Source organism: Rhizobium sp. NLR22b, from assembly GCF_019685295.1.
In the GTDB taxonomy this organism is placed as follows: Bacteria; Pseudomonadota; Alphaproteobacteria; order Rhizobiales; family Rhizobiaceae; genus Rhizobium.
The window spans coordinates 88,506-112,994 of the sequence record NZ_JABDWM010000001.1 but is presented as its reverse complement, the minus strand read 5'-3'; the positions used below and the strand labels follow the sequence as shown (position 1 = coordinate 112,994).

17 protein-coding genes are annotated in these 24,489 nt (G+C 62.8%); 8 read left to right on the top strand and 9 right to left on the bottom strand.

Going from position 1 to position 24,489, the window contains the following annotated elements; all coding sequences use genetic code 11:
- Window positions 1–85: 85 nt before the first annotated feature.
- Window positions 86–1,045, top strand: coding sequence for a 4-hydroxybenzoate octaprenyltransferase (gene ubiA, locus HJC00_RS00510; RefSeq protein ID WP_210628975.1), 960 nt, complete (start codon window positions 86–88; stop codon window positions 1,043–1,045).
- A 95-nt stretch (window positions 1,046–1,140) separates the two neighbouring features.
- Here ubiA and HJC00_RS00505 read toward each other — a convergent pair whose 3' ends face one another.
- Window positions 1,141–1,707, bottom strand: coding sequence for a DUF6101 family protein (locus HJC00_RS00505; protein ID WP_210628974.1), 567 nt, complete (start codon window positions 1,705–1,707; stop codon window positions 1,141–1,143).
- Window positions 1,708–2,007: 300 nt separating this feature from the next.
- Between HJC00_RS00505 and HJC00_RS00500 the strand changes: the two genes are divergently transcribed.
- Window positions 2,008–5,343, top strand: coding sequence for a DUF1217 domain-containing protein (locus HJC00_RS00500; protein ID WP_221163511.1), 3,336 nt, complete (start codon window positions 2,008–2,010; stop codon window positions 5,341–5,343).
- A gap of 263 nt (window positions 5,344–5,606) precedes the next feature.
- Here HJC00_RS00500 and HJC00_RS00495 read toward each other — a convergent pair whose 3' ends face one another.
- From HJC00_RS00495 to HJC00_RS00485, 3 genes are all read right to left on the bottom strand, one after another.
- Window positions 5,607–7,043: an FAD-binding oxidoreductase gene (locus HJC00_RS00495; RefSeq protein WP_221163510.1), complete on the bottom strand. Its 1,437-nt coding sequence runs from the start codon at window positions 7,041–7,043 to the stop codon at window positions 5,607–5,609.
- A gap of 33 nt (window positions 7,044–7,076) precedes the next feature.
- Window positions 7,077–8,051 carry an L-threonylcarbamoyladenylate synthase gene (locus tag HJC00_RS00490; RefSeq protein WP_221146749.1) on the bottom strand — a complete coding sequence of 325 codons (975 nt, stop codon included), beginning with the start codon at window positions 8,049–8,051 and terminating at the stop codon, window positions 7,077–7,079.
- Window positions 8,052–8,119: 68 nt separating this feature from the next.
- On the bottom strand, window positions 8,120–8,728 hold the full coding sequence (locus HJC00_RS00485; protein WP_210628971.1) for a DUF6656 family protein: 609 nt from the start codon (window positions 8,726–8,728) through the stop codon (window positions 8,120–8,122).
- Window positions 8,729–9,132: 404 nt separating this feature from the next.
- Between HJC00_RS00485 and HJC00_RS00480 the strand changes: the two genes are divergently transcribed.
- Window positions 9,133–10,377, top strand: coding sequence for an aromatic ring-hydroxylating dioxygenase subunit alpha (locus HJC00_RS00480; protein ID WP_210628970.1), 1,245 nt, complete (start codon window positions 9,133–9,135; stop codon window positions 10,375–10,377).
- 117 nt (window positions 10,378–10,494) lie between these two features.
- Complete coding sequence (locus HJC00_RS00475; protein WP_168300709.1) at window positions 10,495–10,962, top strand: BA14K family protein; 468 nt, start codon at window positions 10,495–10,497, stop codon at window positions 10,960–10,962.
- 113 nt (window positions 10,963–11,075) lie between these two features.
- On the opposite strand, the gene HJC00_RS00470 is transcribed toward HJC00_RS00475, so the two are convergent.
- On the bottom strand, window positions 11,076–11,339 hold the full coding sequence (locus HJC00_RS00470; RefSeq protein WP_168300710.1) for a DUF982 domain-containing protein: 264 nt from the start codon (window positions 11,337–11,339) through the stop codon (window positions 11,076–11,078).
- A gap of 425 nt (window positions 11,340–11,764) precedes the next feature.
- The gene (locus HJC00_RS00465; RefSeq protein WP_168300711.1) at window positions 11,765–12,760 is read right to left on the bottom strand and encodes a transporter; all 996 of its coding nucleotides are present in this window, start codon (window positions 12,758–12,760) and stop codon (window positions 11,765–11,767) included.
- Window positions 12,761–12,968: 208 nt separating this feature from the next.
- On the opposite strand from HJC00_RS00465, the gene HJC00_RS00460 reads away from it, so the two are divergent.
- The 3 genes from HJC00_RS00460 to HJC00_RS00450 all read left to right on the top strand — a co-directional run bounded on the left by HJC00_RS00460 (window position 12,969) and on the right by HJC00_RS00450 (window position 17,793).
- On the top strand, window positions 12,969–14,744 hold the full coding sequence (locus HJC00_RS00460; RefSeq protein WP_221163509.1) for an acyl-CoA dehydrogenase: 1,776 nt from the start codon (window positions 12,969–12,971) through the stop codon (window positions 14,742–14,744).
- Between the two features lie 10 nt (window positions 14,745–14,754).
- Window positions 14,755–15,507: a crotonase/enoyl-CoA hydratase family protein gene (locus tag HJC00_RS00455; protein WP_221146679.1), complete on the top strand. Its 753-nt coding sequence runs from the start codon at window positions 14,755–14,757 to the stop codon at window positions 15,505–15,507.
- Between the two features lie 204 nt (window positions 15,508–15,711).
- Window positions 15,712–17,793 (top strand): methyl-accepting chemotaxis protein, encoded by a 2,082-nt coding sequence (locus tag HJC00_RS00450; protein WP_210628964.1) that lies wholly within the window; start codon window positions 15,712–15,714, stop codon window positions 17,791–17,793.
- 64 nt (window positions 17,794–17,857) lie between these two features.
- On the opposite strand, the gene HJC00_RS00445 is transcribed toward HJC00_RS00450, so the two are convergent.
- The gene (locus tag HJC00_RS00445) at window positions 17,858–19,108 is read right to left on the bottom strand and encodes a class I SAM-dependent RNA methyltransferase (protein ID WP_221163508.1); all 1,251 of its coding nucleotides are present in this window, start codon (window positions 19,106–19,108) and stop codon (window positions 17,858–17,860) included.
- Window positions 19,105–19,851, bottom strand: coding sequence for a TlyA family RNA methyltransferase (locus HJC00_RS00440; RefSeq protein WP_221163507.1), 747 nt, complete (start codon window positions 19,849–19,851; stop codon window positions 19,105–19,107). The genes HJC00_RS00445 and HJC00_RS00440 overlap by 4 nt, the downstream gene beginning before the upstream one ends.
- A 266-nt stretch (window positions 19,852–20,117) precedes the next feature.
- Here HJC00_RS00440 and HJC00_RS00435 point away from each other — a divergent pair, with 266 nt between their 5' ends.
- Window positions 20,118–22,061, top strand: coding sequence for a methyl-accepting chemotaxis protein (locus HJC00_RS00435; protein ID WP_221163506.1), 1,944 nt, complete (start codon window positions 20,118–20,120; stop codon window positions 22,059–22,061).
- A 298-nt stretch (window positions 22,062–22,359) separates the two neighbouring features.
- Here the strand turns inward: HJC00_RS00435 and dxs are convergent, their stop codons facing one another.
- On the bottom strand, window positions 22,360–24,276 hold the full coding sequence (gene dxs / locus HJC00_RS00430; RefSeq protein WP_210628960.1) for a 1-deoxy-D-xylulose-5-phosphate synthase: 1,917 nt from the start codon (window positions 24,274–24,276) through the stop codon (window positions 22,360–22,362).
- Window positions 24,277–24,489: the final 213 nt, after the last annotated feature.

The window sequence follows — 24,489 nt, the reverse complement described above, 5'->3', positions numbered from 1 at the left end:
ACGAAATCAGATTTAATGCGACACGCTTCTGGCGCGCTGCGATCGCTTCTTGACCGGATCGCCGGCCCGCCGCTAGATGAATGGCATGCAAGATACCGGCGAGTTCCACGATCGCGTCTCCGACGCACCTTCCGATAACTGGGTCTACCGGATCCTGCCGCCATGGCTCTGGCCTTATGCGCAGCTTGCACGCTGGGATCGACCGATCGGCTGGCAGCTCTTGATGTGGCCGTGCTTCTGGTCGGCCACGCTCGCCTCCAATGCGGCGATTGGCCAGGGGCTCTATTCCGGCAGCCTGCTGGTGTCCCACCTTTTCCTCTATTTCATCGGCGCCGTCGCCATGCGCGGCGCCGGCTGCACCTATAACGATCTCGTCGACCACGAGATCGATATGGAAGTGGCCCGCACCCGCTCGCGTCCGCTGCCCTCCGGCCGCGTCACCCGCGCCCGCGCCAAGATCTTCATCGGCATTCAGGCGCTGGTCGGCCTCTTCGTGCTCTTGCAGTTCAACTGGTTCACCGTCTTTCTCGGCCTCCTCTCGCTCGGCATCGTCGCGCTTTATCCCTATGCCAAGCGCTTCACCGACTGGCCGCAATTCTATCTCGGCCTTGCCTTTTCCTGGGGCGCGCTGATGGGCTGGGCCGGCATTCTGGGCGGCCTCTCCTTTGCCGCCATCCTGCTCTACGCCGCCTCCGTTGCCTGGACGATCGGTTACGACACGATCTATGCGCATCAGGACAAGGAGGATGACGAGCTGATCGGCGTGCGCTCCACCGCGCGCCTCTTCGGTGATAAGACGAGGCAATGGCTGATCGGCCTTTATGGGCTGACGCTGTTGCTGATGTTTGCGGCCTTCGCGCTCGCCGGCGCCAATCTCATCGCCTTTATTGCCTTGTTCGGCGCGGCCGGCATGTTCGCTTGGCAGATTGTCCGGCTCGATATCAACGATCCCGCCCAGTGCCTGGCGCTCTTCAAGTCGAACAACCGCGTCGGCCTGACCATCTTCCTCGGCCTGTTCTTTTCGCTGCTCTTCGCCCTTCCTTGAGGGCAATGACCCGTAACACGAAAAACCCGGCACAAGCGCCGGGTTTCGAAATTTTCCGAGATATTACCGCCGAAATGGCGCTGTCGCGATTTCGGTCAGTTGCGGGCGATGATTTCCTTGCCTTCGATCTTCATGGCGACGCCCAGCTGCCCGGTGGTGCGACGCACGAGGAAGCGCGGACGGCGATTGGCGAAGTAGGAATGACGGCGGCGCGGCTTGAGGTCACTGGTGCGCAGCGCCCCGATATGCTCTTCGAGCGGCCGGGCGACGCCATCGGCCTCGACCATCAGCATCGGAATGCGGAAGGCCTCCGACCAGCTGCGCCAGTCGGCGGCGATGTCGCTGAGATCATGGGCGACGAGCAGCGGAATGCAGAGTTCCGGATCCGCATGGTGAAGCTCGAGTGTGACGGTGACCTCGCCGTCGCCATGGTCGATGGCGCGGGCGGCGACACCCTTGAAGACGCGCCTCGGCAGGGCAATCGAGAGTGGCAGGCCGCTGGAGGGAAGGACTTTCCGCAGGACCGCGCCGCGTTCGTCGATCGTGATGCTGACGTCATCCGAACAATCATGGATGGCGTAGCTGACCTGCTGCGGAAAGCGGGACGGATCGAGACGCAGCGTCGTGTCAGCCCAAGCGGGCTTCAAAACGGGATTGTTCATTTCATTCTACCCTTGTCTTACCTGAGAGCCGGTTTTCGGTCTTCTCCTCGGGACTTTTCGTCCTCTATGTCCGACAATAGGCGGCCCCCCTTCCGTACAGCTTAAAAATTGCGGTTAAGAAAACTTTGCCTCCCCTGATGGTTATCAAAACCGAATCCGGCAGGGTTTCCGGAAGGTGAACGGCCCGCTGCCCTGAAATGGCGCAGTCCAAAGGTAAGTCTCGGGTAAGTTTTGCGTGGCAAAATGGGCTCACCAGCAGTTTGTCGTTCTTTAGAGATTTTGCCGAAAAGGGCGCTTTTGATGATCACGGCCTCCCTCGCTTACACGATCCTGTCGAAGGACATGACGTCGAGCTTGAACAAGGTCGCCTCGCAGGCGACGGTCAAGAAGGATGCCCAGTACTACGCGGACAATATCAACAAGGTCAAAGACGTCGACGACTTTCTCGGCGATTACAAGCTCTACAGCTACGCGATGAAGGCCTACGGCCTTGAGGACATGACCTATGCCAAGGCCTTCATGAAGAAGGTGCTCGAGAGCGATCTGACCGACCCGAACAGCTACGCCAACAAGCTTTCCGATACGCGCTACCGCGAATTCGCCGCCGCCTTCAATTTCAACGCACCCGACAAGGACGTTCAGACCGATGCTCAGGAGGACGAGCTCATCGGCCTCTACAAGCAGTCCTTCGTCGATGCCGACAAGGCGTCTGCCACCGAGAGCACATATTACAGCAACAATATCGACAGTGTGCAGACCGTCGACGACCTGGTCAACAACACCCGGCTGCGCACCTATGTGCTGAAGGCCTTCAAGATCGATCCCACCTATGCCTCAAAGGATTTCCTGCGGCAGGTGCTGACGAGCGACCTCAGCGACCCGACAAGCGTCGTCAACACGCAGGGCGGCGACAAATACAAGGCGCTTGCCGCCCAGTTCAGCTTCAATGCCGATGGTACGGTCAACGGCAGCGCCCAGACCGCGACGCAGAAGGCGTCGATCATCGAGACCTATACGCTGAACAACCAGTCTGTGATCATCGACAATTCCGTCGGTTCCGATGTCGTCTATGTCAGCAAGACGGCGGCCGAATACAATCAGGCCTATTACACCGCCAAGATCGGTTCGATCACCAACGTCGACGATCTCGTCGCCGACAGCCGACTGACCTCCTATATCAAGACCGCCTACAGCATGGGCGCCGATTTCACCGCGCCGGCGCTGCGCATGGTGTTGACCGACCCCGGTTATGCCCAGCTGATGGGCTTTACCGACGTTTATAACGCCTTCAATTTCAAGGCCGACGGCACGACATCGACAACGGCGCGTGCCCAGACGATCGACCAGTCGAACAAGCTGAAGGACGCGGCGGCAAGCACCGCCAATTATTATAGCGTGACCTCGCGGTCGAGCAGCATCACCAATGTCGACGACCTGCTCGCCGACAGCGTTCTGGCGCGCTATATCAAGGATGCCTACGGCCTCGGCACCAGCTTCAGCAATGCCGAGCTGAAGAGCATTCTGACGGACTCGACCTATGCCGCCGCCCAGGGGAAAGCCGGGCTCAATGCCGACTTCAACTTCAATGCGGACGGCTCGATCAACGGTTCGGTGATCCAGACCGACGCACAGCGCAAGTCGACCACCGACAAATCGGCGGCGAACGCAGCGCACTTCAACGCCATGATCGGCAATATCACCAATGTCGACGACATCATGTCCGATCCCGTCGCCGTCAGCTATCTCAGAACCAGCATGCAGATCGCCGACAGCGTTTCCGACGCAACGCTGAGGAGCTTCCTTGTCGATCCCGCGGCTGCCAGCGCCCAGGGCTATAGCGACGTCCACGATCTCTTCAATTTCAAAACGGACGGCTCGGTCGCGACCCTCTATGCCACGCAGAGTGCGGCGCAAAGCGCCAGCACGGCAAGCAAGGCCGACGATGCCGCCGTCTATTACCAGGCAACGATCGCCGGCATCTCCAATGTCGACCAGCTGCTAAGCGACCGCCGGCTGAACAATTTCATCCGCAACGCCTACGGCATCCCGTCGACCGTCAGCGATGTCGATCTGCGCGCTATCCTGACCGATCAGAGCGGCACCGGCACCTATGCCGACGTCGCCGCCGCCTTCAACTTCAAGGCGGACGGTTCGCTCGAGGATGGCATGGCGGCACAGACATCCGCCCAGATCACCAACACGAAAATTGCCGCCACGGCGCGCACGGACGACTATTCCGCCCGCATGGCGACGATCGCCAATGTCGATGATCTCATCGCCGATCCTGCCATCACCAACTTCCTGAAGAGCACCTACAATCTGCCGTTCGATATCTCGGACGCCGATCTCAAGAGCATCCTGACCGATGCGACCGCCGCTGCCGCGGCCGGCTATTCCGACCTCAATGCCGATTTCAACTTTGCCGCCGACGGATCGCTTCCCGTCGTCAGCTCGATCCAGACCGCAGATCAGGCGCAGACCACCAACGACAACTACATGGCGCGCTATGACGACGAGCGCGACGAGGCGATCGAAGAAGTTGCCGACAATTACAAGAGCATGATGGCCGACAGCACGAGCCTGCTCGATTTCTCCGAGATCAACAGCGTCAACGACTTCCTGCGCACCAATCGAACGGCAGATTTCAAGAAGAGCAACGACAATCTGCCGGATCTCTATCATGTCGCGCTGCAGGCCTACGGCTTGACCGATCAGGATGTGCCGCGCTCGATGATGCGTAAAATCCTGACGAGCGATGCCTATGATCCGGACGGCTATATCGCCTCGCTGAAGGACGAGCGCATCACCAACCTGGCGCGCGCCTTCAACTTCGGCCCCGACGGCAAGCCGGCGGCGCCACTCCAGGCGCTGCCGGACGCGACCATGGCCAAATACGCCACGGACTACAAGGCGCATGTAACCATGCTGCTGAAGGCTGGGCCGGTAAAGGACAAGGCATCGAAGGACGCAACGGCCGAGGTGGATTATTTCGCCAAGGGTATGGCGAAAGTGCAGTCGCTCGACGATTTCCTCGATGATAGCCGCCTGACCGATCTGGTGTTGAAGGCGAACAACCTCGACCCGAAGGATTACGACAAGGCGACGCTGAAGAAGATCTTCACCTCCGATCCCGACGACAAGAAGAGCTACCTCAACACCAAGGCCGATGCGCGCTTCAAGGATATCGTCGCCGCCTTCAACTTCGACAAGGACGGCAATCTGACCCGTGCCAAGATAGGCTCCATCCAGAACAAGGCGGCCGAGGAGAATACCCAGGAGCTCTACCTGCAGCAGACGCTGGAGACCCAGGAGGGCGAAAGCAACGACGGTGTGCGTCTGGCGCTCTACTTCAGTCGCAAGGCCTCCAGCATCACCTCGCTCTATTCGATCCTCGGCGACAAGGCGCTCTATCAGGTCATCACCACGGCCTACAGCCTGCCGTCACAGATGTCGAGCATGGATGTCGCCAAGCAGGCCGATCTCCTCAACCGCTTCGTCAAGCTCGAGGATCTCCAGGATCCGAAGAAGGTCGACAAGCTGCTGCGGCGCTTCACCGCGATGTACGACGTCCAGAACAGCACCCAGCAGTCGCCGGCGCTGCAGATCCTAACCGGCGGCGGCACGCAGCAGGCTTAAGGTGGTTCAGGCAGGAGCGCGCACAGCGGCGCGGGTGGCGGGCCCTCACCGTAACCTTACCGGGGGTGAGCCACTCGTCTCGCCCACGGCGGTGAAGCCGGCGCACCCGCTTCGTTTGGCGAAAAGCTAATCCCATACTCCGTCATCCCAGGCCTTGAAGCCTGGGATGACGGAGTGTGAGGTCGACGGAAGAGCCAATCAGGGCGCTCGACAACGGTCCGTGCCCGCAGGCGGACGAGGGACAATTCCCTGACTGCCGCCGCTCACGCCTCGAGACTGACGACCTTTCCCGGGTTCATGATATTGGCCGGATCGAATGCCCGCTTGATGCGGCGCATCAGTTCGATCTCGATCGCCGGGCGGATCGCCGCCAGTTCGTCGCGCTTCAGCTGGCCGATGCCGTGTTCGGCCGAAATCGAGCCGCCATGGGCGAGCACCAGCCCATGCACGATATGGTTCATTTCGCGCCAGCGGGCGATGAAGGCGGCCTTGTCGGCGCCGATCGGCTGGGAAATATTGTAATGAATATTTCCGTCGCCCATATGGCCGAAGGCGCAGATGCGCGCGCCCGGCATGGCCGCTATGACGGCTCTTTCCGCTTCGGCCATGAAATGCGGGATCTTCGACACCGGCACGGACACGTCGTGCTTGATCGAGCCGCCTTCCGGCTTCTGGGCGTCCGACATGCTCTCGCGCATATGCCAGATCGCCTTCTGCTGGGCGACCGATGAGGCGATCGCGGCGTCCAGCACCAGACCGGCCTCGAAGCCCTGCTCCAGCACGCCATTCATCATCCGCTCCGCCGTTTCGGCTGAATCCGATGTCGAAATGTCGATCAGCACGTACCAGGGGTAAGCCGCTTGCAGCGGATCGCGGACGCCGTCGATGTGGCGCGTGGTGATCTCGACGCCGAAGCGCGGCATCAGCTCGAAACCGGTCAGCGATGTGCCGCAGAGGCTGGCGGCAAGATTGAAAAGCGCAAGCGCATCCTCGACCGAATTGAGGCCGGCGAACGCAACCTGGTGGCCGAGCGGCTGGGGAAACAGCTTCAGCACCGCCCCGGTGATAATGCCGAGCGTGCCTTCGGCGCCGATGAAGAGATCGCGCAGGTCATAGCCGGTATTGTCCTTCTTCAGGCGGCGCAGGCCATCCCAGATCTCGCCGGTCGGCAGCACCACTTCGAGGCCGAGGCAGAGCTGGCGCATATTGCCATAGGCAAGCACGGCCGTGCCGCCGGCATTGGTGGAGAGATTGCCGCCGATGCGGCAGGAGCCCTCCGAGCCGAGCGACAGCGGAAAGAGCCGTCCATGCGCCTCGGCCGCCTTCTGCACATCGGCAAGGATGGCGCCGCCATCGGCGACCAGCACATTCGCCACCGGGTCGACGTCGCGGATCCTCGTCATGCGTTCGAGCGACAGGATGATGTCGGCCTGGCCGGTGCGCGGCGTCTGGCCGCCGACGAGGCCGGTATTGCCGGTCTGCGGCACGATCGCCGTTCCGGTCTCGGTCGCAAGCTTCATGATCTCGGAGACTTCCTCGACCGAACTTGGCTTCAGCAGGAGAGGTGAGGAGCCATGATAGAGCCCGCGGTTTTCGATCAGATGCGGCGCCAGATCGGCGTCATCGCGCAGCGCATATTTTTCGCCGACGATTGCGGCGAAACGGTCGAGAAGATCGGTGGAAATGCCGGCGCTGTTCATCTGGTCGATCCTCTATCGCTTCTATCAGGTCAGTCAGTCGCGGGGCGCGGCGGCCCTTTGCAGCCGGTCGTTGATGGCTTCGCCGAGTCCGTCGTCCGGAATGGGCGAAAAGGCGATGCTCGACACCCCGCAGGCATCGGCTCGCTTCATGTAGTCGAACAGATTGGCCGCCGCTTCCGCCAGATCGCCGCGCGGGCTGAGGTCGAGGGCGATGCGTGCCTGGCGCGCGCCTTCGACCGCCGCACCGCCGAAGACGATCAGCGCTTCGCCGGGTTCCACCGCCGTCGCATTGAGGCGCACGCTGGCGCCCGGCGCATAATGCGAGGCGAGCATGCCGGGCGCCTCGATTGCCGCCGATGCCTTTTTCGCGCGCAGCAGCGGCTGGCCCGCCACGCGCTCGATCTCGCGCGCCGCCAGCCCGCCGGGCCGAAGCAGCCGTAGCCGGCCACCCTCCGCCTTGACGATTGTCGATTCGACGCCGACCGCGCTCGGTCCCGCGTCGAGGATCAACGGGATTCTCGCCCCGAGATCGGCTTCGACATGGGCCGCACTGGTCGCGCTGATGGCGCCTGAGGTGTTGGCGCTGGGAGCTGCGAGCGGCCGTCCGAAGGCGCCGATCAGGGTGCCGGCGAAGCCCTTGGGCACGCGCACGCCGACGCTGTCGAGGCCGGCGGTCGCCAACGCGTGGATCGGGCTTTCAGCCTTCAGCGGCAGTACGAGCGTCAGCGGGCCGGGCCAGAAGGCTTCGGCGAGCGCCCGCGAGACGGGGTCGAACTCGGCATGCTGTTCGGCCATCTCGAGATCGGCCATATGGCAGATCAGCGGATTGAAGCGCGGCCGACCCTTGGTTTCGTAAATGCGGGTGATGGCGGTCGGATTGGTGGCGTCGGCCGCAAGGCCATAGACCGTCTCTGTCGGCATGGCGATGGCAAAACCTTGGGAAAGAGCGGCACAGGCCGCTTCGAGCGCCGCCTGCCTGTCTGCCCTGATGTCGATGATGCGTGCCATATGCTGCCCGTGTCTGGTTCCGGCAGTCATTAGGCTTTCCGCGGCCGGCGATCAATCGCCTTGTTGGCTCACAGTTGGCGGATGATTTCGCGCAGCTGTTCGTTGCGGGCGCCGAGCAGCAGGATGTTTCGGATCGCCGCCTGCGGATCGTGGGTGCGAAAGAGCAGCCCATTGCCGCGCACCGAGCGGTCGATGGTCATCTTTTCGGCGGAATCCTCCCCGGGCTTGATCGCGACGGCGAAATACATCCGGGAATAGCCGACGTCGATCCGTTCGAAGAAATTGTCGTTGTCGCCGATATCGGAATAGAAATTGGAGATGTAGAAGGCCCAGCTCACCTCTTCATAATGGGCGAATTTGGTGCGCGCCGCGGTGACGTGGCAATAGCCGAGATGCGGGCTGTCCTGCAGCGTCCGGTGAAAGATCATCTTCGGAAACTGGATCGAGTGGTGGAAGCCGTTGATGTGCTGATGCGTCTTCTCGCCGGCCGCCTCCAGCTTGCGGCCGGTCTTTGCGGCGACCTCGTCATGGGTGAGGTAGCGCCTTTCCTCGGCCAGCCAGTGCCGCCGTTCGCGGGGGATGCGGCCGGTGCGCAGGAATTCGGAATGCGCGGCGACCAGTTGCCGCTCCTGCGGCCGGATTACTTCTTTCGCGTCGAAATAGCGGAGTCTGGCCATGGTTTACGTGCTTCGTCGGTCTGAGGTCGACAGCGGGATAAGAGCGTATGCTTAAAGCGGTATTAAGAGGCGACCGGCGCATCGGCGGAAGCCGGCGATGTCGTAAATGCGACAATCACCAATATCGGGGAGCCGCCCTCTTTGCCAATCCGGTCTTTACGCAATGTCGCAATTGACGATAATTGCCTGCAGAGTCCGACATCGGGTCGATCGCGAGGGGCTGTGTCGAAGCCTCGGCGCATCCTGTCGTCAATTTCGAAGCCGATGTCGCATTACAACCAAGCGGCAGGAATGCCAGGTGATTAAATGGCGTCATGAACAATTCTCCCGCAGGAGAAGGAAGCAGGCGCGCTTCCATAGCCTTCCGCTTGAAGGCGCGGCAGCCGGTGCACGAGGACATGAAGATGGATATTCGCAGCAACGTATTACGTCAGCTCAAGAACCGCCGCGAGGGCTTCAGCCTCGAACAGCCGTTCTACACCGACGAGGATTATTTCAAACTCGACATGGAGATGATCTACTATCGCGACTGGCTGTTCATGGGCCATGATTGCGAGTTGCCGAAGCCGGGCGCCTATTTCACCGTCCAGATCGGCTCTTATCCGGTCGTCATCGTCCGTGGCCGTGACAATGTCATCCGCGCCTTCCACAACAGCTGTCGTCATCGCGGCTCGCGCGTCTGCACGAAGGAGCACGGCTCTTCCGTGCGTCTCGTCTGCCCCTATCATCAGTGGACCTACGATCTCGACGGCAAACTTGCCTTTGCCCGTCACATGGGCGACGATTTCGACAAAACCGGCTTCAATCTGAAGCCCGTCCACTGCGAGAGCGTGGCAGGCTATATTTTCATCTGCCTCGCCGACACGGCCCCGGATTTCAAGCCGGTGCGCGACAAGATCGAGCCCTATATGGCGCCGCACCGGATCGGCGAGACCAAGATCGCGTTCCAGAGCACGATCATCGAGAAGGGCAACTGGAAGCTCGTCTGGGAAAACAACCGCGAGTGCTACCACTGCGCCGCCAATCACCCGGAACTCTGCCGCACCTATCCGGAAGCGCCGAGCGTCACCGGCACGGACGGCGGCGCCGACGATCCGGAGATCGCCGGCCATTGGGCGCGCTGCGAGGCCGCCGGCCTGCCGAGCAAGTTCCAGATCTCGCCGGACGGTCAGTTCCGCACCGCCCGCATGCCGCTGATCGAGGACGCCGAAAGCTACACTATGTCCGGCAAGCCCGCCGTGCAGCGCCGGATATCCGACGACATCTCGATCAATCGTATCGGCACGATGCTGCTCTTCCACTATCCGACGACGTGGAACCATCTGCTCGGCGACCACGCCATCTCCTTCCGGGTGCTGCCGCTCAACGCCAACGAGACGGCGGTGACGACCAAGTGGCTCGTCCACAAGGACGCGGTGGAGGGCGTGGATTACAATCTCGAGGAACTGACCCACGTCTGGACCGAGACCAACGACCAGGACCGCCGGATCGTCGAGGAAAATGCCTTCGGCATCCACTCGCCCGCCTATGAGCCCGGCCCCTATTCCGCCCTGCACGAGGGCGGCGTCATGCAGTTCCTCGAGTGGTATTCGAACTTCATGGTGAACCGCCTGCAGGGCGACCAGGCGAAAATCTCCGCCGTCGCCTGAGCGCGCCGGTTGACCCCGCTTATCCAAAAGCGGCCCGTTCCGGCCGCTCTTGGAACCATTTTCTCCCGAAAGCGTTGCAAGACCAAGCGGTTATCGTTACTGAACGGAGAGAGAGAAATGATCGGCCTGAGAAACAAAATTGCGACCGCGGTATTGGCCGCCGCCGTCGTGCTGACGGGCTTCGTGCCGTCGCAAGCAATACAGATGCCGGCCGCGCCGCAGGTTGAAAAAACCTCGGCTGTCGAGAACGTCCAATACTACCGCGATTATTATCGGCCTTACCGCCGCGACTACTACCGGCCCGGCTATCGCCCCGGCGCCTACTACCGCCCCGGCTGGTATGGCGGCTATCGCGGCTATTCCTACTACCGCCCCGGCTATCGCCGCTATAACGGCTACTGGTATCCGCTCGCCGCCTTCGGCGCCGGCGCGGTCATTGCTGCTCCGCGCTACGCCGCGCCCGCGCCGCGCATGGGTTCGGCTCACGTCGCCTGGTGCGCGAACCGCTACCGGTCCTACCGCGCCTACGACAACACCTTCCAGCCTTATAACGGCCCGCGCCAGCAGTGCTATTCGCCTTATTGATAGGCCCTGAATGCTGCCCGTCACCCTTCCCCTTTCCCGCAAACGGAAGAGGGGAAGGGCCAAACGTGGGGAGCGAAGCGGAGGGCCGTGGCACGAAGGAACGGCGCAACAACTCAGTGAACGACGGTGATCACCGGAATGCCTGCTTCCTTGGCGGCACGGATTAGCGCTTCCCGCGCGTCCTCAGCCGGAACATCCCCATGGATCGCATCGCGGCACACCATGATAGCTGTAAGATATTCCTCCCCATCGTCGAGGGGCCAGCAGGCGGTCAGCATTTGGGCCGCCTCCCAGAGGCTCGCGACGAGCTTGTATTTTTCCGGCCCGTTCACGACGAGCATCAGAGGGCAAAATTCTCCAGGTGTGTGCCACTTCATGACATTAGACCTCCACACGGTGAACATATTAGTAACCGTGCAAGAACCGTTCCGGGCGAGGTGGTGGCATGAACCAACTGATCACGCGGGCACCGATGTCTGAGATTGCCCGCCATCACCGAGGCCATAATCAGATGGACGAAGCGTCGCAATGCTGAGAGCGGCCGCGTGCCGCATGATGCGATAGGCGCAACGCCGCGGCATCCGCTGCGTCGGCGGCGAGTTTGGCAAGAACGCTAACCCACCCTCCGTCATCCTTCGGCCTTGAGCCGAGGATCCATGCCCGGTACTGGTGGAGGAGGTGTACGTGGATCCAGGGTCAAGCCCTGGGATGACGGAGTGTCGGGCGAGCCCTGTGCCAAACCTCGCAACTCACGACAGAGTAACAACGGAGTTGCCCAGCACGCCAACCGCACCTGTCACATTCAAAGTATATTCACCCGCCGCAGCAGCCACCAGGCGAATGCGATCGAGGCGATGATGAGAGCGACGGCGTATTCGGTGCCGTAGTCTCCGACGGCGAAGGGCAGGTTTGCCGTATTCATGCCGAAGAAACCGGTCACCAGCGTCGGTGGTAGCAGGAAGGCCGTCATGATCGACAGCAGGTAGAGGTGGCGGTTGGTCTCGGAGGATTGCTTTGAATCGATTTCTTCGTGCAGCAGGCGCGCTCGGTCCTGCAACGCGTAGATATCGTGGTCGACCGTTTCCAGCCGGCTCGTCAGCCGCCGCGCCACGTCGTCGAAGCCGAAGGGCATCTCGTCCTCGTCCGCCGCCGCCGCCCGGCGCATCAGCGCCAGCACCGTGCGCAGATGCCGATGCAGCCTGACCACGGTTCGCCGCACCGGCGCCAGCCGGCGGCGCTCGTCGCGCGGGGCGTTGTCGTAGACGATATCCTCGATCTGGTTCAGTTCTTCGGTGAGTTCGATAACGATGGCAATCAGCGTGCGCTGAAATTCGATCACCAGCAGTTCGAAGAGATCGACCGGCCGTGAGAATTTGCCCGGATTTTTCTCGATGAGTGCCCGCGCTCGCTCGACGCTGCGCAGCGGCTGCAACCGGGTCGTGATGATGAAACGGTCGGACATGGCGAAATGCAGCCAGCCGAGATTGTTGGTATCTTGAGCGAAATCGCGCTGACAGTCGACCAGCGTGCCGTAGAGCATCTGCTCGTCGACGGTGATGGCCGCATGCGTGTCATGCGTCGTCAGCGCCGATTTCGCGTCCTCCGTCAGCCCGTTGAGCGTCTCGAGCAGGGCCGGCACGCGGGCGTCGACGAGGTTGAGATGCAGCCAGTAGAAACAGTTCTCCGCCGTCAGATCCGCCACGGTCGCGCTGTTGGTCAGCCGCACTGCCCTCTTTTCTTCAGGTGAGAAGCGATAGGCCCAGACGAAACCGGGTATGTTGACGGGCAATGTATCCACTGTTCGCCGATCCTCTGCGAAGGCGATGTCCATCCTGGAGATTCTTCATGACGCCCATTTGTGCAACTGTGCAAGAGCAAACCGCCACAGCGTGCGAAATATGGCACGGCGGCAGGTGAATCGAAATTGACGTTTACGTAAAAATCAATTAGCCCTTGCCTGGCAGGGACTTTGTGCGAGGTGCAAGCCGGTCCCCCGGAGGAGAAGCATGTACAAGGCGCCCGTCGAGGAAATCGCGTTCACATTGAAGCACGTAGCCGGTATGGGCGAGGCGATGTCCAGCGGTGTTTTTGGCGATCTCGGTGAAGATCTCGTCGAGGCGATTCTCTCCGAGGCGGGACGTTTTGCCACAGAGGAAGTGACGCCGCTCGCCGACATCGGCGACCGCCAAGGCGCCCGTCTCGTCGACGGCGAGGTCCGGTTGCCGGATGGCTGGCGCGATCTTTACCGCAGTTGGATCGCCGGCGGGTGGAACGGTCTAACGGCGCCGGAGGCTTTCGGCGGCCAGGCCCTGCCTGACATGCTGAATGTCGCGGCGCTGGAAATGTGGAATTCCGGCTCCATGGCCTTCGCGCTCGCCCCGACGCTGACGATGGGCGCCATCGAGGCCGTCTACACCCATGGCAGCGCCGCGCTAAAGGAGACATATCTGGCAAGGATGGTGTCCGGCGAATGGACCGGCACCATGAACCTGACCGAGCCGCATGCCGGCTCTGATCTCGGCGCCCTGAAGGCCCGCGCCGAACGCCGGCCCGACGGCAGCTACCGCATCTTCGGCCAGAAGATCTTCATCACCTGGGGTGAGCACGACGCGGCCGACAACATCATCCACCTGGTGCTGGCGCGGCTGCCGGATGCGCCGGCCGGCACGCGCGGCATCTCGCTCTTCCTGGTGCCGAAGTTTCTGGTGAACGACGACGGCTCGCTCGGGACCCGCAACGATCTCTTCTGCCATGCGCTGGAGCACAAGCTCGGCATCCATGGCTCGCCGACCTGCACGATGATTTATGGCGACGGCCGGTTCGGCGACGAAAAGGGGGCGATCGGCTGGCTGGTCGGCGAGGAGAACAAGGGGCTCGCCTGCATGTTCACGATGATGAACAATGCCCGCCTGGCGGTCGGCATGCAGGGGGTGGCGATCGCCGAGGCCGCCACTCAGAAGGCTATCGCCTATGCCGGCGAACGCACACAGGGCAAGGCCCCGGGCTGGTCGGCCGCCGGCATGAGCCCGATCATTGAACATTCTGACGTCGCCCGCATGCTTCTCACAATGAAGGCGCTGACCCAGGGCTCGCGCGCCATCTCCTATGCCTGCGCCCATGCGATCGACATGTCCCGCCGGGCAGGCGACCGCCGCCACTGGCAGGAGCGTGCCGCGCTGTTGACGCCGATCGCCAAGTCGTTTTCAACCGATGCCGGCGTCGAGGTCGCCTCGCTCGGCATCCAGGTGCATGGCGGCATGGGCTTCATCGAGGAGACCGGTGCGGCCCGTTATCTCCGCGACGCCCGTATCGCGCCGATCTACGAGGGCACCAACGGCATCCAGGCGATCGATCTCGTCACCCGCAAGCTGCCGCTTTCCGGCGGCGATCAGGTAAAAGGCTTCATCGCCGAGTTGAAGGGGATCGCCGACGGTGTCCGCCGCTCGAATCTCGATGGTTTCGGCGAGACAGGCGCGCGGCTCGATGCAGCCATCGCCGACCTTGAGCAGGCCACGGCCTGGCTTCTGGAGGCGCTGGCAGACGACAGAACCGCGGAAGCGCTCGCCGGCGCCACGCCCTATCAGCGCCTGTTCGGGCTGGTGCTCACCGGCTGTTATCTCGCCAAGGGGGGCCTGGCCGTGAGCGGCGACGGCAAAGCCGAGGGCCGAATCGCGCTCTGCCGCTTTGCCGCCGAAAACCTGCTCGCCGAGACCGCAGCCCTTCGCGACCGAGTCGTCAATGGCGCGGCAAGCCTTGCCGCCGCCCGCATTCTGCTTGTCTGAGGAAAACTCCATGACCGATCACATCATCGTCGAGCAGCCTTCCGCCCATCCCGGCGTCCAGCTCATCCGCTTCAACCGGCCGGAAAAGAAGAATGCGTTCACGCGGGCGATGTACCGCAGCATGACCGATGCGCTGAATGGCGCCAATGCGGACGCGAAGATAAGGGTGACGGTGTTCCTCGGCACCGATGGCAGCTTTTCGGCCGGCAACGACATCGCCGATTTTCTGGCCGCCGCAACGGGCGGCGGCATGGGAGAGGAGCTGATCGATTTTCTCTACGCGCTCGTCAGATCCGAAAAGCCGCTGGTCTCCGGGGTCGACGGCCTGGCGATCGGCATCGGTACGACCCTCAACCTGCATTGCGACCTGACGATCGCTTCCGACCGCAGCCAGTTCCGCACGCCCTTCGTCGATCTGGCGCTGGTGCCGGAAGCGGCGTCCAGCCTGATTGCTCCGCGCATCATGGGACACCAGCGGGCTTTTGCCATGCTCGCCGCCGGAGAGACCTTCAGCGCCGAGGACGCACGGGAAGCCGGGCTTGTCTGGAAGGTGACGACGCCGGAAGAGGTTGAAAGCCAGACGCTGGCTGCTGCCGCAAAGCTTGCCGCCAAGCCGCCCGAGGCGCTGCGCATCGCCCGCGAGCTCGTCCGCGGCCCGCGCGAGGAAATTATCGCCCGCATCGATGAAGAGGCTCGCCATTTCTCAGCCCGGCTGAAAAGTGCAGAGGCGCGGGCCGCCTTCGAAGCTTTTATGCGACGTTGAGCCCCTATAATCTAACGGTTCTTGATGAGATTTTAAGCTCCTTTTAAGTATAAGCTAAATAACTAGAGCGCGACGGATTCCTCGGCCGTCCGGGCGCATGATGTGCTTGACCCCCTTGTTCAAATTCATCCAACGGTTGCCGCCGCCCATTTGGCAGCGTGCTTAACCGTTGCGCCCCCGAATCTATTTGAAGGAGTGCATGGCATGACAAAGAAGACCAATCTGATGACGCGCATCCTGGTTGCAGCGTCTATCGTGGTTCTAGCCGCTTTCGCCGCCTTTTCCTATTATATCGATTACGTTCAGCGTAGCGTGACCACCTCTTCAATCGAAGCGAATATCAAATCCTCGGGCGAGCAGGCTGCCCACAGCCTTGCCAACTGGATGAATGGGCGCGTCATCCTGACCGCCATGGTAGGCGATGCTGTCGGTAAGGCGGTCGATCGCGACAGCGTGCGCAAAGTCCTGCAGAATGACGTGCTCGTCACTCAGTTTGTCAGCACCTATTTCGGCGATGAGCAGGGCGTCTTCACATCGTGGCCCGACCTGCCGCTGCCGGCGGGTTACGATCCGCGCAAGCGCCCCTGGTATCAGGATGCCGTCAAGGCAAATGCTCCCGTGCTGACTGAACCCTATACCGATGCATCCAGCGGCAATCTAATCATCAGCACCGCGGTCCCGGTTTCCCGCGACGGCAAGCTTGCCGGTGTTGCCGCCAGCGACTTCTCGCTGGAAACCATGGTCAAGATGATCAAGGAGATCAATCTTGGCGGGCAGGGAGAGGCTTTCCTCGTTAATAGCAGCGGCCAAATTCTCATCCACCCCGATGCAAAGCTGGTGACGAAGACATTGGCCGATGCCTTTCCGACGGTCACCCCCTCGATCGGCGGCAGCCTCACAGAGACCGAATTTACCGGCAAACCGGTGCTCGTGTCCTTCGTACCCGTCGAGGGTCTTCCGACTGTAAAGTGGTATCTCGGCTTCGTGGTCGACAGCGACAAAGCCTTCGCCACGCTCAACCAGTTCCGCATCGCGGCCTTCGTCGCCACGTTTCTGGCCGTCGGCATCATGATTGCCGCCATGGCATGGCTGTTGCACGGCCTCGTCATCCGTCCGATCACGGCGATGACCGCCGCCATGCAGAAGATTGCCGGCGGAGATCTTTCCGCCGCCATTCCGGGCGAGGAACGCCATGACCAGATCGGCTCGATGGCGGAGACCGTTGCCGTGTTCAAGGCCAATGCCATCGACCGGGAGCGCCTGGAAAGCGAGGCTGAGCAGGGTCGCTCGCTGACGGAACGCGAGCGCCGGGAACGCGAAGCGCAGAAAACGCGTGAGGCCGCGGAGATCCGTGAGGCCGTCGATGCGCTTGCTGGCGCGCTCGGAGCACTTTCCGAAGGCAATCTTGCCCATCGCATCGATACGCCTTTTGCCTCCCACCTCGATCGCTTGCGCAGCGACTACAACACCTCGGTCGCCAAGCTGGACGCTGCCCTCCAGGCCGTCGGCAGCAATGCCCACGCAATTGACGCTGGAGCGACGGAAATCCGTACCGCCGCGGACGGTCTTGCCCGCCGCACCGAACAGCAGGCCGCCTCCGTCGAGGAAACGGCTGCCGCTCTGGAAGAGATCACCACGACCGTCAAGGATACCGCTCGCCGCGCCGAAGAGGCCGGCAGTCTGGTTGGCCGCACACGCAACGACGCCGAACATTCGGGCGAGATCGTCAGCAAGGCCGTCGATGCCATGACCGGCATCCAACAGTCCTCGGAGAAGATCTCAAGCATCATCGGCGTTATCGATGATATTGCCTTCCAGACAAACCTGCTGGCTCTCAACGCTGGCGTCGAAGCCGCACGCGCTGGTGAAGCCGGCAAGGGTTTTGCCGTCGTTGCCCAGGAAGTGCGCGAACTGGCCCAGCGTTCGGCCCAGGCCGCCAAGGAAATCGAAGGCCTGATCACGACTTCGAATGCTCAGGTTCGTTCAGGCGTCACACTCGTCGGCGATACCGGCAAGGCGCTCCAGTCGATTGTTACGCAGGTGCAGGAAATCAGCCGCCATGTCGAGGCGATTGTGATCGCCACGCGTGAACAGTCGACAGGCCTCGCCGAGATCAACACTGCCGTCAACACAATGGATCAGGGCACCCAGCAAAATGCAGCCATGGTCGAGGAACAGACGGCCGCCAGCCATGGTCTTGCCCAGGAGGCCGCGAAACTGATGCGGCTTCTGGCGCAGTTCAGACTCGGCGCTCAGGAAGCGTTGGCTGTCCGCCGCGCAGCTTGACAAAGGTTATCATCGGAGATGCCCGCGCTCGCCGCGGGCGTTTCCGATTGCCGAATGACGCCGGTTACTTCTCCAGCGTCGCCACCACCTCGACATGCGAGGTCCACAGGAACTGATCGATCGGCGTCACCCCGGTGATGCGGTAGCCGCCCTCGACGAGGATCGCCAGATCGCGCGCCAGCGTCAGCGGATTGCAGCTGACAGCGGCGATCTTCTTCACCGCCGATCGGGCCAGCTCCTTGCACTGGAACTCCGCGCCGGCGCGCGGCGGGTCGAAGACGACGGCGTCATAGGGCTTCAGCTCCTGCGTCATCAGCGGACGGCGGAAGAGATCGCGCTTTTCGATCGTCACCGGCTTCAACCCCTGGGTATTGCGGGCGGCCTGGTCGAGGGCTGCGAGCGCCTTCGCCTCGGCTTCGACCGCATGGACGCGGCCGACCCGCGCCAGCCTGAGCGAAAACGTGCCGGCGCCGGCAAAGAGATCGGCGATCCGTTTCGATTTCCCGGCATGGGCAAGCACCAGCTCCGCCATCGCCTCTTCCGCCGGCTTGGTCGCCTGGGCAAAGCCGCCTGACGGCGGCGAAACCGAGACACCGCCGAAATCGACGAGCGGCTTCGACGGCTCGACCAGGATCTCGCCATTCACCGTCACGCGGGCGATGCCGCGCAAGGCCAGCACGGTTTCGATCGCCTTGCGCCGCTGCGGGTCGGAGAGTTTCTTGATCTCGTCGACCGCCAGGTCGAGGCCGGAGAGCGTTTCGAGCACCGCGATCCGGAAGGGGTCGGCGCTGGACGCGAGCGACGCGGCGATCGCCGTGATCGCCGGCAGCCGGGCAACAATGCCCGGAGACGAGATCGGACATTCCTCGATGGCGACGATATGATGGCTTTCGGCCTGGTTGAAACCGATCAGCATTTCCTTTTCGGTCCTGCGCGCCGCAAACACCACGCGCCGGCGCTCGCCCGGACGGGCCGGGACGATCTCGCCGACCTCAGGCGTCAACCCCTTCGATCTCAGCGCATCGATGACCAGCTGTCGCTTGAAGGCGCGGTAGGGGCCGTCTGCCAGATGCTGCAGTGTGCAGCCGCCGCAGGTGCCGTTGACGCCGTCGGGACCGAAATGCCGGCAAGGCGGCTCCTGCCGGTCGGGTGAGGGCGCCGCGATCGACATGATCGTGCCATGGCTTTTGACGCGGGCGATCGCCACTGTTTCCCCCGGTAGGGAAAAAGGTACGTAGACCGGCCCCTCGGCCTGGTTTGCAATGCCATCGCCCTGGGCGCCGAGTTTCTCGATCGTGACGGTTTCGGTGCTCACGCTTTCAATCCTGCCAGAAGGTATTCCCGATTGCCGTCGCCGCCTGGTATCGGCGAGGGGATGAGGCCGAGGCTCTTCCAGCCCATGTCCTCGGTGAACCAGCGCTCCAGCTCGGAGGCAACCGCGGGAGCAGAGGAGGGATCTTTCAAAAGCCCGCCCTTGCCGATCGCCTCGCGCCCGGCCTCGAACTGCGGCTTGACGAGCAGCACGGCAACGGCGCCCGGCGCGGCGAGATCAAGCGCCGGCGCCAGCGCCAGCTTCAGCGAGATGAAGGAGACGTCGGAGACGATGAAGGTGGCGGGCTCGCCGATATCGTCGGCGCTGAGACTGCGGGCGTTGAGGCCCTCGCGGTTCGTCACCCGCGGATCGGCCGAGATCCGCGGATGCATCTGCCCATGCCCGACATCGATGGCGGTGACATGCGCAGCACCCCGCTGCAGCAGCACCTCGGTGAAACCGCCGGTGGAAGCGCCGATATCGAGACAGTGATGGCCGGCAGGATCGAGCCGGAAATGGTCGAGAGCGGCGGCGAGCTTCAATGCGGCGCGTGAGACGTAAGCCTGTGCCGGGTCGTGGATCTCGATCTCGGCATCGTCGCCGAAGAGCGCGCCGGCCTTGGTTACAAGCTGGCCGCCGATCCTGACGGTGCCGCGCTGCACGGCGTCGCGCGCCCGCGAGCGGCTGGCAAAGAGGCCGCGGGAGACGAGAAGCTGGTCGAGGCGTTGGCTGTTCTGAGCTGACATCGGCTGTGAATGACCGGCAAAGCCGTCGGTTGCAAGCTTTTTATTCCCTGCGGATTGCCGGGCAATTCCTGAGGTGCGCAATTTAAGCAAATTTAAAGTCTGCCCGCATAGGGTCGGCACGATTGCAGCGGTTGGTTCAAACCGCTTGGCGCCATGAAAGCGCAGGCGTCTTCCGCCGATCATGTTTCCGATTCCCAGTCTCTGCGGTTGCGCCTTGTGCGCGGCCGTCTCTCGCCGCGTCGACTGTCGCCAGGAGAAATTCATCGATGTCTGCCAAAAATATATCCTTGAACGGGAAGCTTGCGGCCACGTTCGCAGCCCTCATTCTGATCTTCGTGTCCGTTTCGGCTTTCGTCTATTCGAAGGCGACGGCGTCGGCGGCCGCCTCCGCCGAGCAGGAAAAATCGGAGCTGCTCGTCAATCAGATCGATGATGCGCTGCAGGCCATGCTCGAGCAGGCGGTCAACCTGCGCGGCTTCATTCTCTTCCGCAGCGACAGCACCTATGGCGACGTCTTCGCCAATCGCGAGCGCATGCTGAAGGCGATCGCCGCCGCCAGGCAGACGGCGGCCGGCGAGCCGCAGCTGCTCGAGATGATCGACGGCATGCAGAAGGCTGCCGACCTCTATTTCCATGAGCTTGCCGAACCGCAGACCAAGGCACGCAAGGAAACCGACATGCCGATCGAAGAGGTCGTCAAGATCGGCGTCAACGCGACCAAGGGCCAGCTTGATGGTTTCCGCCAGGCGTCCGCCAAGATCAAGGCCACCGCCCGCGAAAAGTCGAATGCGCTCGCCGCGATCCGGGCCGATGCCAACAGCGATCTGACGACGACGCTGCTGGCCGGGGGCATCGTCGCCTCGCTTGCCGCCACCCTTCTTGCCTGGCTGATGTCGCGCACCATCGTCCGCCCGGTCGTCGGCATGACCGCCGCCATGGATCGTCTCGCCGGCGGTCAGAACGATATCGAGGTCCCGGCTGTCGAGCGCGGTGACGAAATCGGCCGCATGGCCCAGTCGGTTCTCGTCTTCAAGCAGGCGGCGATCGAGAAGCTGCGTCTTGCCGGTGAAACCGACCGCATGCGCGACGATGCAGAGCGCCAGCGCCAGGCAAGCGATGAGCAGAAGGCGCGCGAGGAGGGCGAGCTCCGCTACGCCGTCGACGCTTTGGCCGGTGGCCTGGCCGGCCTTGCCGTCGGCGATGTCGCCGCCCGCATCCAGACGCCCTTCGCATCGCAATATGACAGCCTGCGCAACGACTTCAATAATGCCGTGGAAAAGCTTCAGGCGGCACTCCAGTCGGTCGGCCGCAATGCCTCGGCCATCAATGCCGGCGCCGGCGAGATCCGCTCGGCCGCCGACGATCTTGCCCATCGCACCGAGCAGCAAGCCGCCGCGGTCGAAGAGACCGCCGCAGCGCTCGAGCAGGTGACGACGACGGTGCGCGACAGCGCCAAGCGCGCCGAGGATGTCGGCAATCTCGTCGAGCGCACCCGCCTCGGCGCCGAAAAATCCGGTGATGTCGTCCGCAAGGCGGTCTCGGCAATGCAGCAGATCGAAAAGTCCTCGGGCGAAATCTCCAACATCATCGGTGTCATCGACGACATCGCCTTCCAGACCAACCTCCTGGCGCTGAACGCTGGCGTCGAGGCCGCACGCGCCGGTGAGGCAGGCAAGGGCTTTGCCGTCGTTGCCCAGGAAGTGCGCGAACTGGCGCAGCGTTCCGCCAAGGCTGCAAAGGAAATCAAGGACCTGATCACCAATTCCGGCACCCATGTCCAGACCGGCGTCACGCTGGTCGGCGAAACCGGCAAGGCGCTGGAAGAGATCGTCGCCGAGGTGCAGGAGATCAACCGCAACGTCAACGCGATCGTCACCGCCACGCGCGAACAGTCGATCGGGCTGCAGGAGATCAACACCGCCGTCAACAACATGGATCAGGGCACGCAGCAGAATGCGGCGATGGTCGAGCAGCAGACCGCTGCAAGCCATGCGCTTGCCCAGGAAGCAAGCGCCCTGGACGAGCTGCTGCGCCAGTTCAAGCTCGGAACCGAGCCTGCCGCTTCGGCCCAGAGGACGGCAGTCGCGACACCTGCCTCCCGCCCGGTCGCCTCTCCGGCCCGCGCCCTTGCCAGCCAGGTCACCAAGGCCTTCGCCGGGCGCCAGGCAACCGCCGCAGCTGCGGTGCAGGAGGAGTGGACGGAGTTCTGAGAGCGCTCAGAGTGGGATGCTAGATGAAGAGGGCGGTGCAGTGATGCGTCGCCCTTTTTCGTTGGAGGGACCGCAGATAAACACGAGAATCATACAGCGATCCACTGCGCCAGCGACGCGTTGGGCAAATACGGAGATGGGAGGTGGGGGAGATGCGCCGCCCTTTTATTGAGGGACTTGCGTGTGGCCCCCTCATCCGCCTGCCGGCGGCGGCGTGTCGATTCCCTCTTCTCCCCAGCGGAGAGAAGGTGCCCGTAGGGCGGATGAGGGGGCCACATGGCATGCCCTCACAATTCATCTACCCCGCAACTCCAACAGCAACACCGCGCCCGAGCGCCCGGAACACGGTCGAAACAATCCCGGCGCGGTCCAACCCGGCATGGGCGTTCATCGCTTCCGGCTTGGCCTGTTCCATCCAGATGTCGGGCATGACGAGCGAGCGGATCTTCAGGCCGTTGTCGAGCAGGCCTTCGCTCGAAAGGTATTGCATCACCTGGCTGCCGAAGCCGCCGACCGAGCCTTCCTCGACGGTGATCAGCATCTCGTGGTGGCGGGCGAGCTGGCGGATCAGGTCGCGATCGAGCGGCTTGGCGAAACGCGCATCGGCGACCGTTGTCGAAAGGCCGGCAGCCTCGAGATCTTCGCTGGCGAGCAGGCAGTCGGCAAGCCGGGTGCCGAAGGAGAGCAGCGCCACCTTGGTGCCTTCCTTGACGATGCGGCCCTTGCCGATCTGCAGGATTTCGCCGCGCGCCGGCATGTCGACGCCGACACCTTCGCCGCGGGGATAGCGGAAGGAGATCGGGCCGGCATCATAGGCGGCTGCCGTGCGCACCATGTGCTTGAGTTCGGCCTCGTCGGCCGCCGCCATCACCACGAAGCCGGGCAGGGTCGCGAGGAAGGCGGTGTCGAAGGAGCCGGCATGGGTCGGCCCGTCGGCGCCGACGAAGCCGGCGCGGTCGATCGGGAAACGCACCGGCAGGCCCTGGATCGCCACATCGTGCACGACCTGGTCATAGGCGCGCTGCAGGAAGGTGGAATAGAGTGCGGCGAACGGTTTGTAGCCTTCCGCCGCAAGGCCGGCGGCAAAGGTCACGGCATGCTGTTCGGCGATGCCGACGTCGAAACAGCGCGACGGGAAGGCTTCTGCGAGCTTGTCGAGACCGGTACCATTCGGCATGGCGGCGGTGATGCCGACGATCTTGTCGTCGAGAGCGGCTTCCTGCACCAGCGCTTCGGCAAAGACGCTGGTATAGCTCGGTGCGTTCGGCTTGACCCGCGCCTGCGCGCCCGTGATGACGTCGAACTTGTTGACGCCGTGATATTTGTCGGCAGCGGCCTCCGCCGGCGGATAACCCTTGCCCTTCTGGGTGACGACATGGATCAGCACCGGCCCGCGGCCATTGTCGCGCACATTGCGCAGCACCGGCAGCAGATGGTCGAAGGAATGCCCGTCGATCGGCCCGATATGATAGAAGCCCATCTCCTCGAACATCGTGCCGCCAGTGACGTAGCCGCGCGCGTGCTCGACGGCGCGCGTGATCGCCCGGTCGATATTCTTGCCGAGATAGGCCGTCAGCTTCTTGCCGAAGTCGCGGAAGCCCATATAGGTGCGCCCCGAAGCGAGGCGGGCGAGATAGGCGCTCATTGCGCCGGTCGGCGGCGCGATCGACATGTCGTTGTCGTTGAGGATGACGATGAGGCGGGCATCGAGGGCACCGGCATTGTTCAGGGCCTCATAGGCCATGCCGGCCGACATCGCCCCGTCGCCGATGACGGCGATGACGCGGCGGTCGGTTTTGTCGAGATCGGCGGCAATCGCCATGCCGAGGCCGGCCGAGATCGAGGTCGAGGAGTGCGCTGCCCCGAACGGATCATATTCGCTCTCGGCCCGGCGGGTGAAACCGGAAAGGCCGTTTTCCTGGCGCAGCGTGCGGATGCGGTCGCGCCGGCCGGTGAGAATCTTGTGCGGATAGCATTGGTGGCCGACATCGAAGATCAGCCGGTCGTTGGGCGTATCGAAGACGCTGTGGATGGCGATCGTCAGCTCGACCACGCCGAGGCCGGCGCCGAGATGACCGCCGGTGCGCGACACCGCATCGATCATTTCATCCCGGACCTCGCGGGCAAGCTGCGGCAGGTCGCGATCCTCGAGCTTGCGCAGGTCGGCGGGATAGACGACCTGGTCGAGCAGGGGGGTCTTCGGCAGTTGTGTCACGGGCGGGCGCTCTTTCTTGCTTTTCCTCGTTTCGCTTTATTCGATTAGATCGGGGCAAAACAAGTGCATTTCAGGAACCGAAGGTTTTCACCTTAGAGCATGGCGGAAAAAAGTGTGAGCGGTTTCGGTAGATATCACTTTCTATTTCTGTGAGTTGCATTTGCCCGATTTTCCCAGCCGATCGAACGCGCGAAGAGCTGGCGAGCAGCTTGA

Excerpts from the sequence above, each read along its gene's own strand:
- ubiA (WP_210628975.1), top strand. The coding sequence starts at position 86 with ATGCAAGATACCGGCGAGTTCCACGATCGCGTCTCCGACGCACCTTCC.
- HJC00_RS00505 (WP_210628974.1), bottom strand. The coding sequence starts at position 1,707 with ATGAACAATCCCGTTTTGAAGCCCGCTTGGGCTGACACGACGCTGCGT.
- HJC00_RS00500 (WP_221163511.1), top strand. The coding sequence starts at position 2,008 with ATGATCACGGCCTCCCTCGCTTACACGATCCTGTCGAAGGACATGACG.
- HJC00_RS00495 (WP_221163510.1), bottom strand. The coding sequence starts at position 7,043 with ATGAACAGCGCCGGCATTTCCACCGATCTTCTCGACCGTTTCGCCGCA.
- HJC00_RS00490 (WP_221146749.1), bottom strand. The coding sequence starts at position 8,051 with ATGGCACGCATCATCGACATCAGGGCAGACAGGCAGGCGGCGCTCGAA.
- HJC00_RS00485 (WP_210628971.1), bottom strand. The coding sequence starts at position 8,728 with ATGGCCAGACTCCGCTATTTCGACGCGAAAGAAGTAATCCGGCCGCAG.
- HJC00_RS00480 (WP_210628970.1), top strand. The coding sequence starts at position 9,133 with ATGGATATTCGCAGCAACGTATTACGTCAGCTCAAGAACCGCCGCGAG.
- HJC00_RS00475 (WP_168300709.1), top strand. The coding sequence starts at position 10,495 with ATGATCGGCCTGAGAAACAAAATTGCGACCGCGGTATTGGCCGCCGCC.
- HJC00_RS00470 (WP_168300710.1), bottom strand. The coding sequence starts at position 11,339 with ATGAAGTGGCACACACCTGGAGAATTTTGCCCTCTGATGCTCGTCGTG.
- HJC00_RS00460 (WP_221163509.1), top strand. The coding sequence starts at position 12,969 with ATGTACAAGGCGCCCGTCGAGGAAATCGCGTTCACATTGAAGCACGTA.
- HJC00_RS00455 (WP_221146679.1), top strand. The coding sequence starts at position 14,755 with ATGACCGATCACATCATCGTCGAGCAGCCTTCCGCCCATCCCGGCGTC.
- HJC00_RS00450 (WP_210628964.1), top strand. The coding sequence starts at position 15,712 with ATGACAAAGAAGACCAATCTGATGACGCGCATCCTGGTTGCAGCGTCT.
- HJC00_RS00440 (WP_221163507.1), bottom strand. The coding sequence starts at position 19,851 with ATGTCAGCTCAGAACAGCCAACGCCTCGACCAGCTTCTCGTCTCCCGC.
- HJC00_RS00435 (WP_221163506.1), top strand. The coding sequence starts at position 20,118 with ATGTCTGCCAAAAATATATCCTTGAACGGGAAGCTTGCGGCCACGTTC.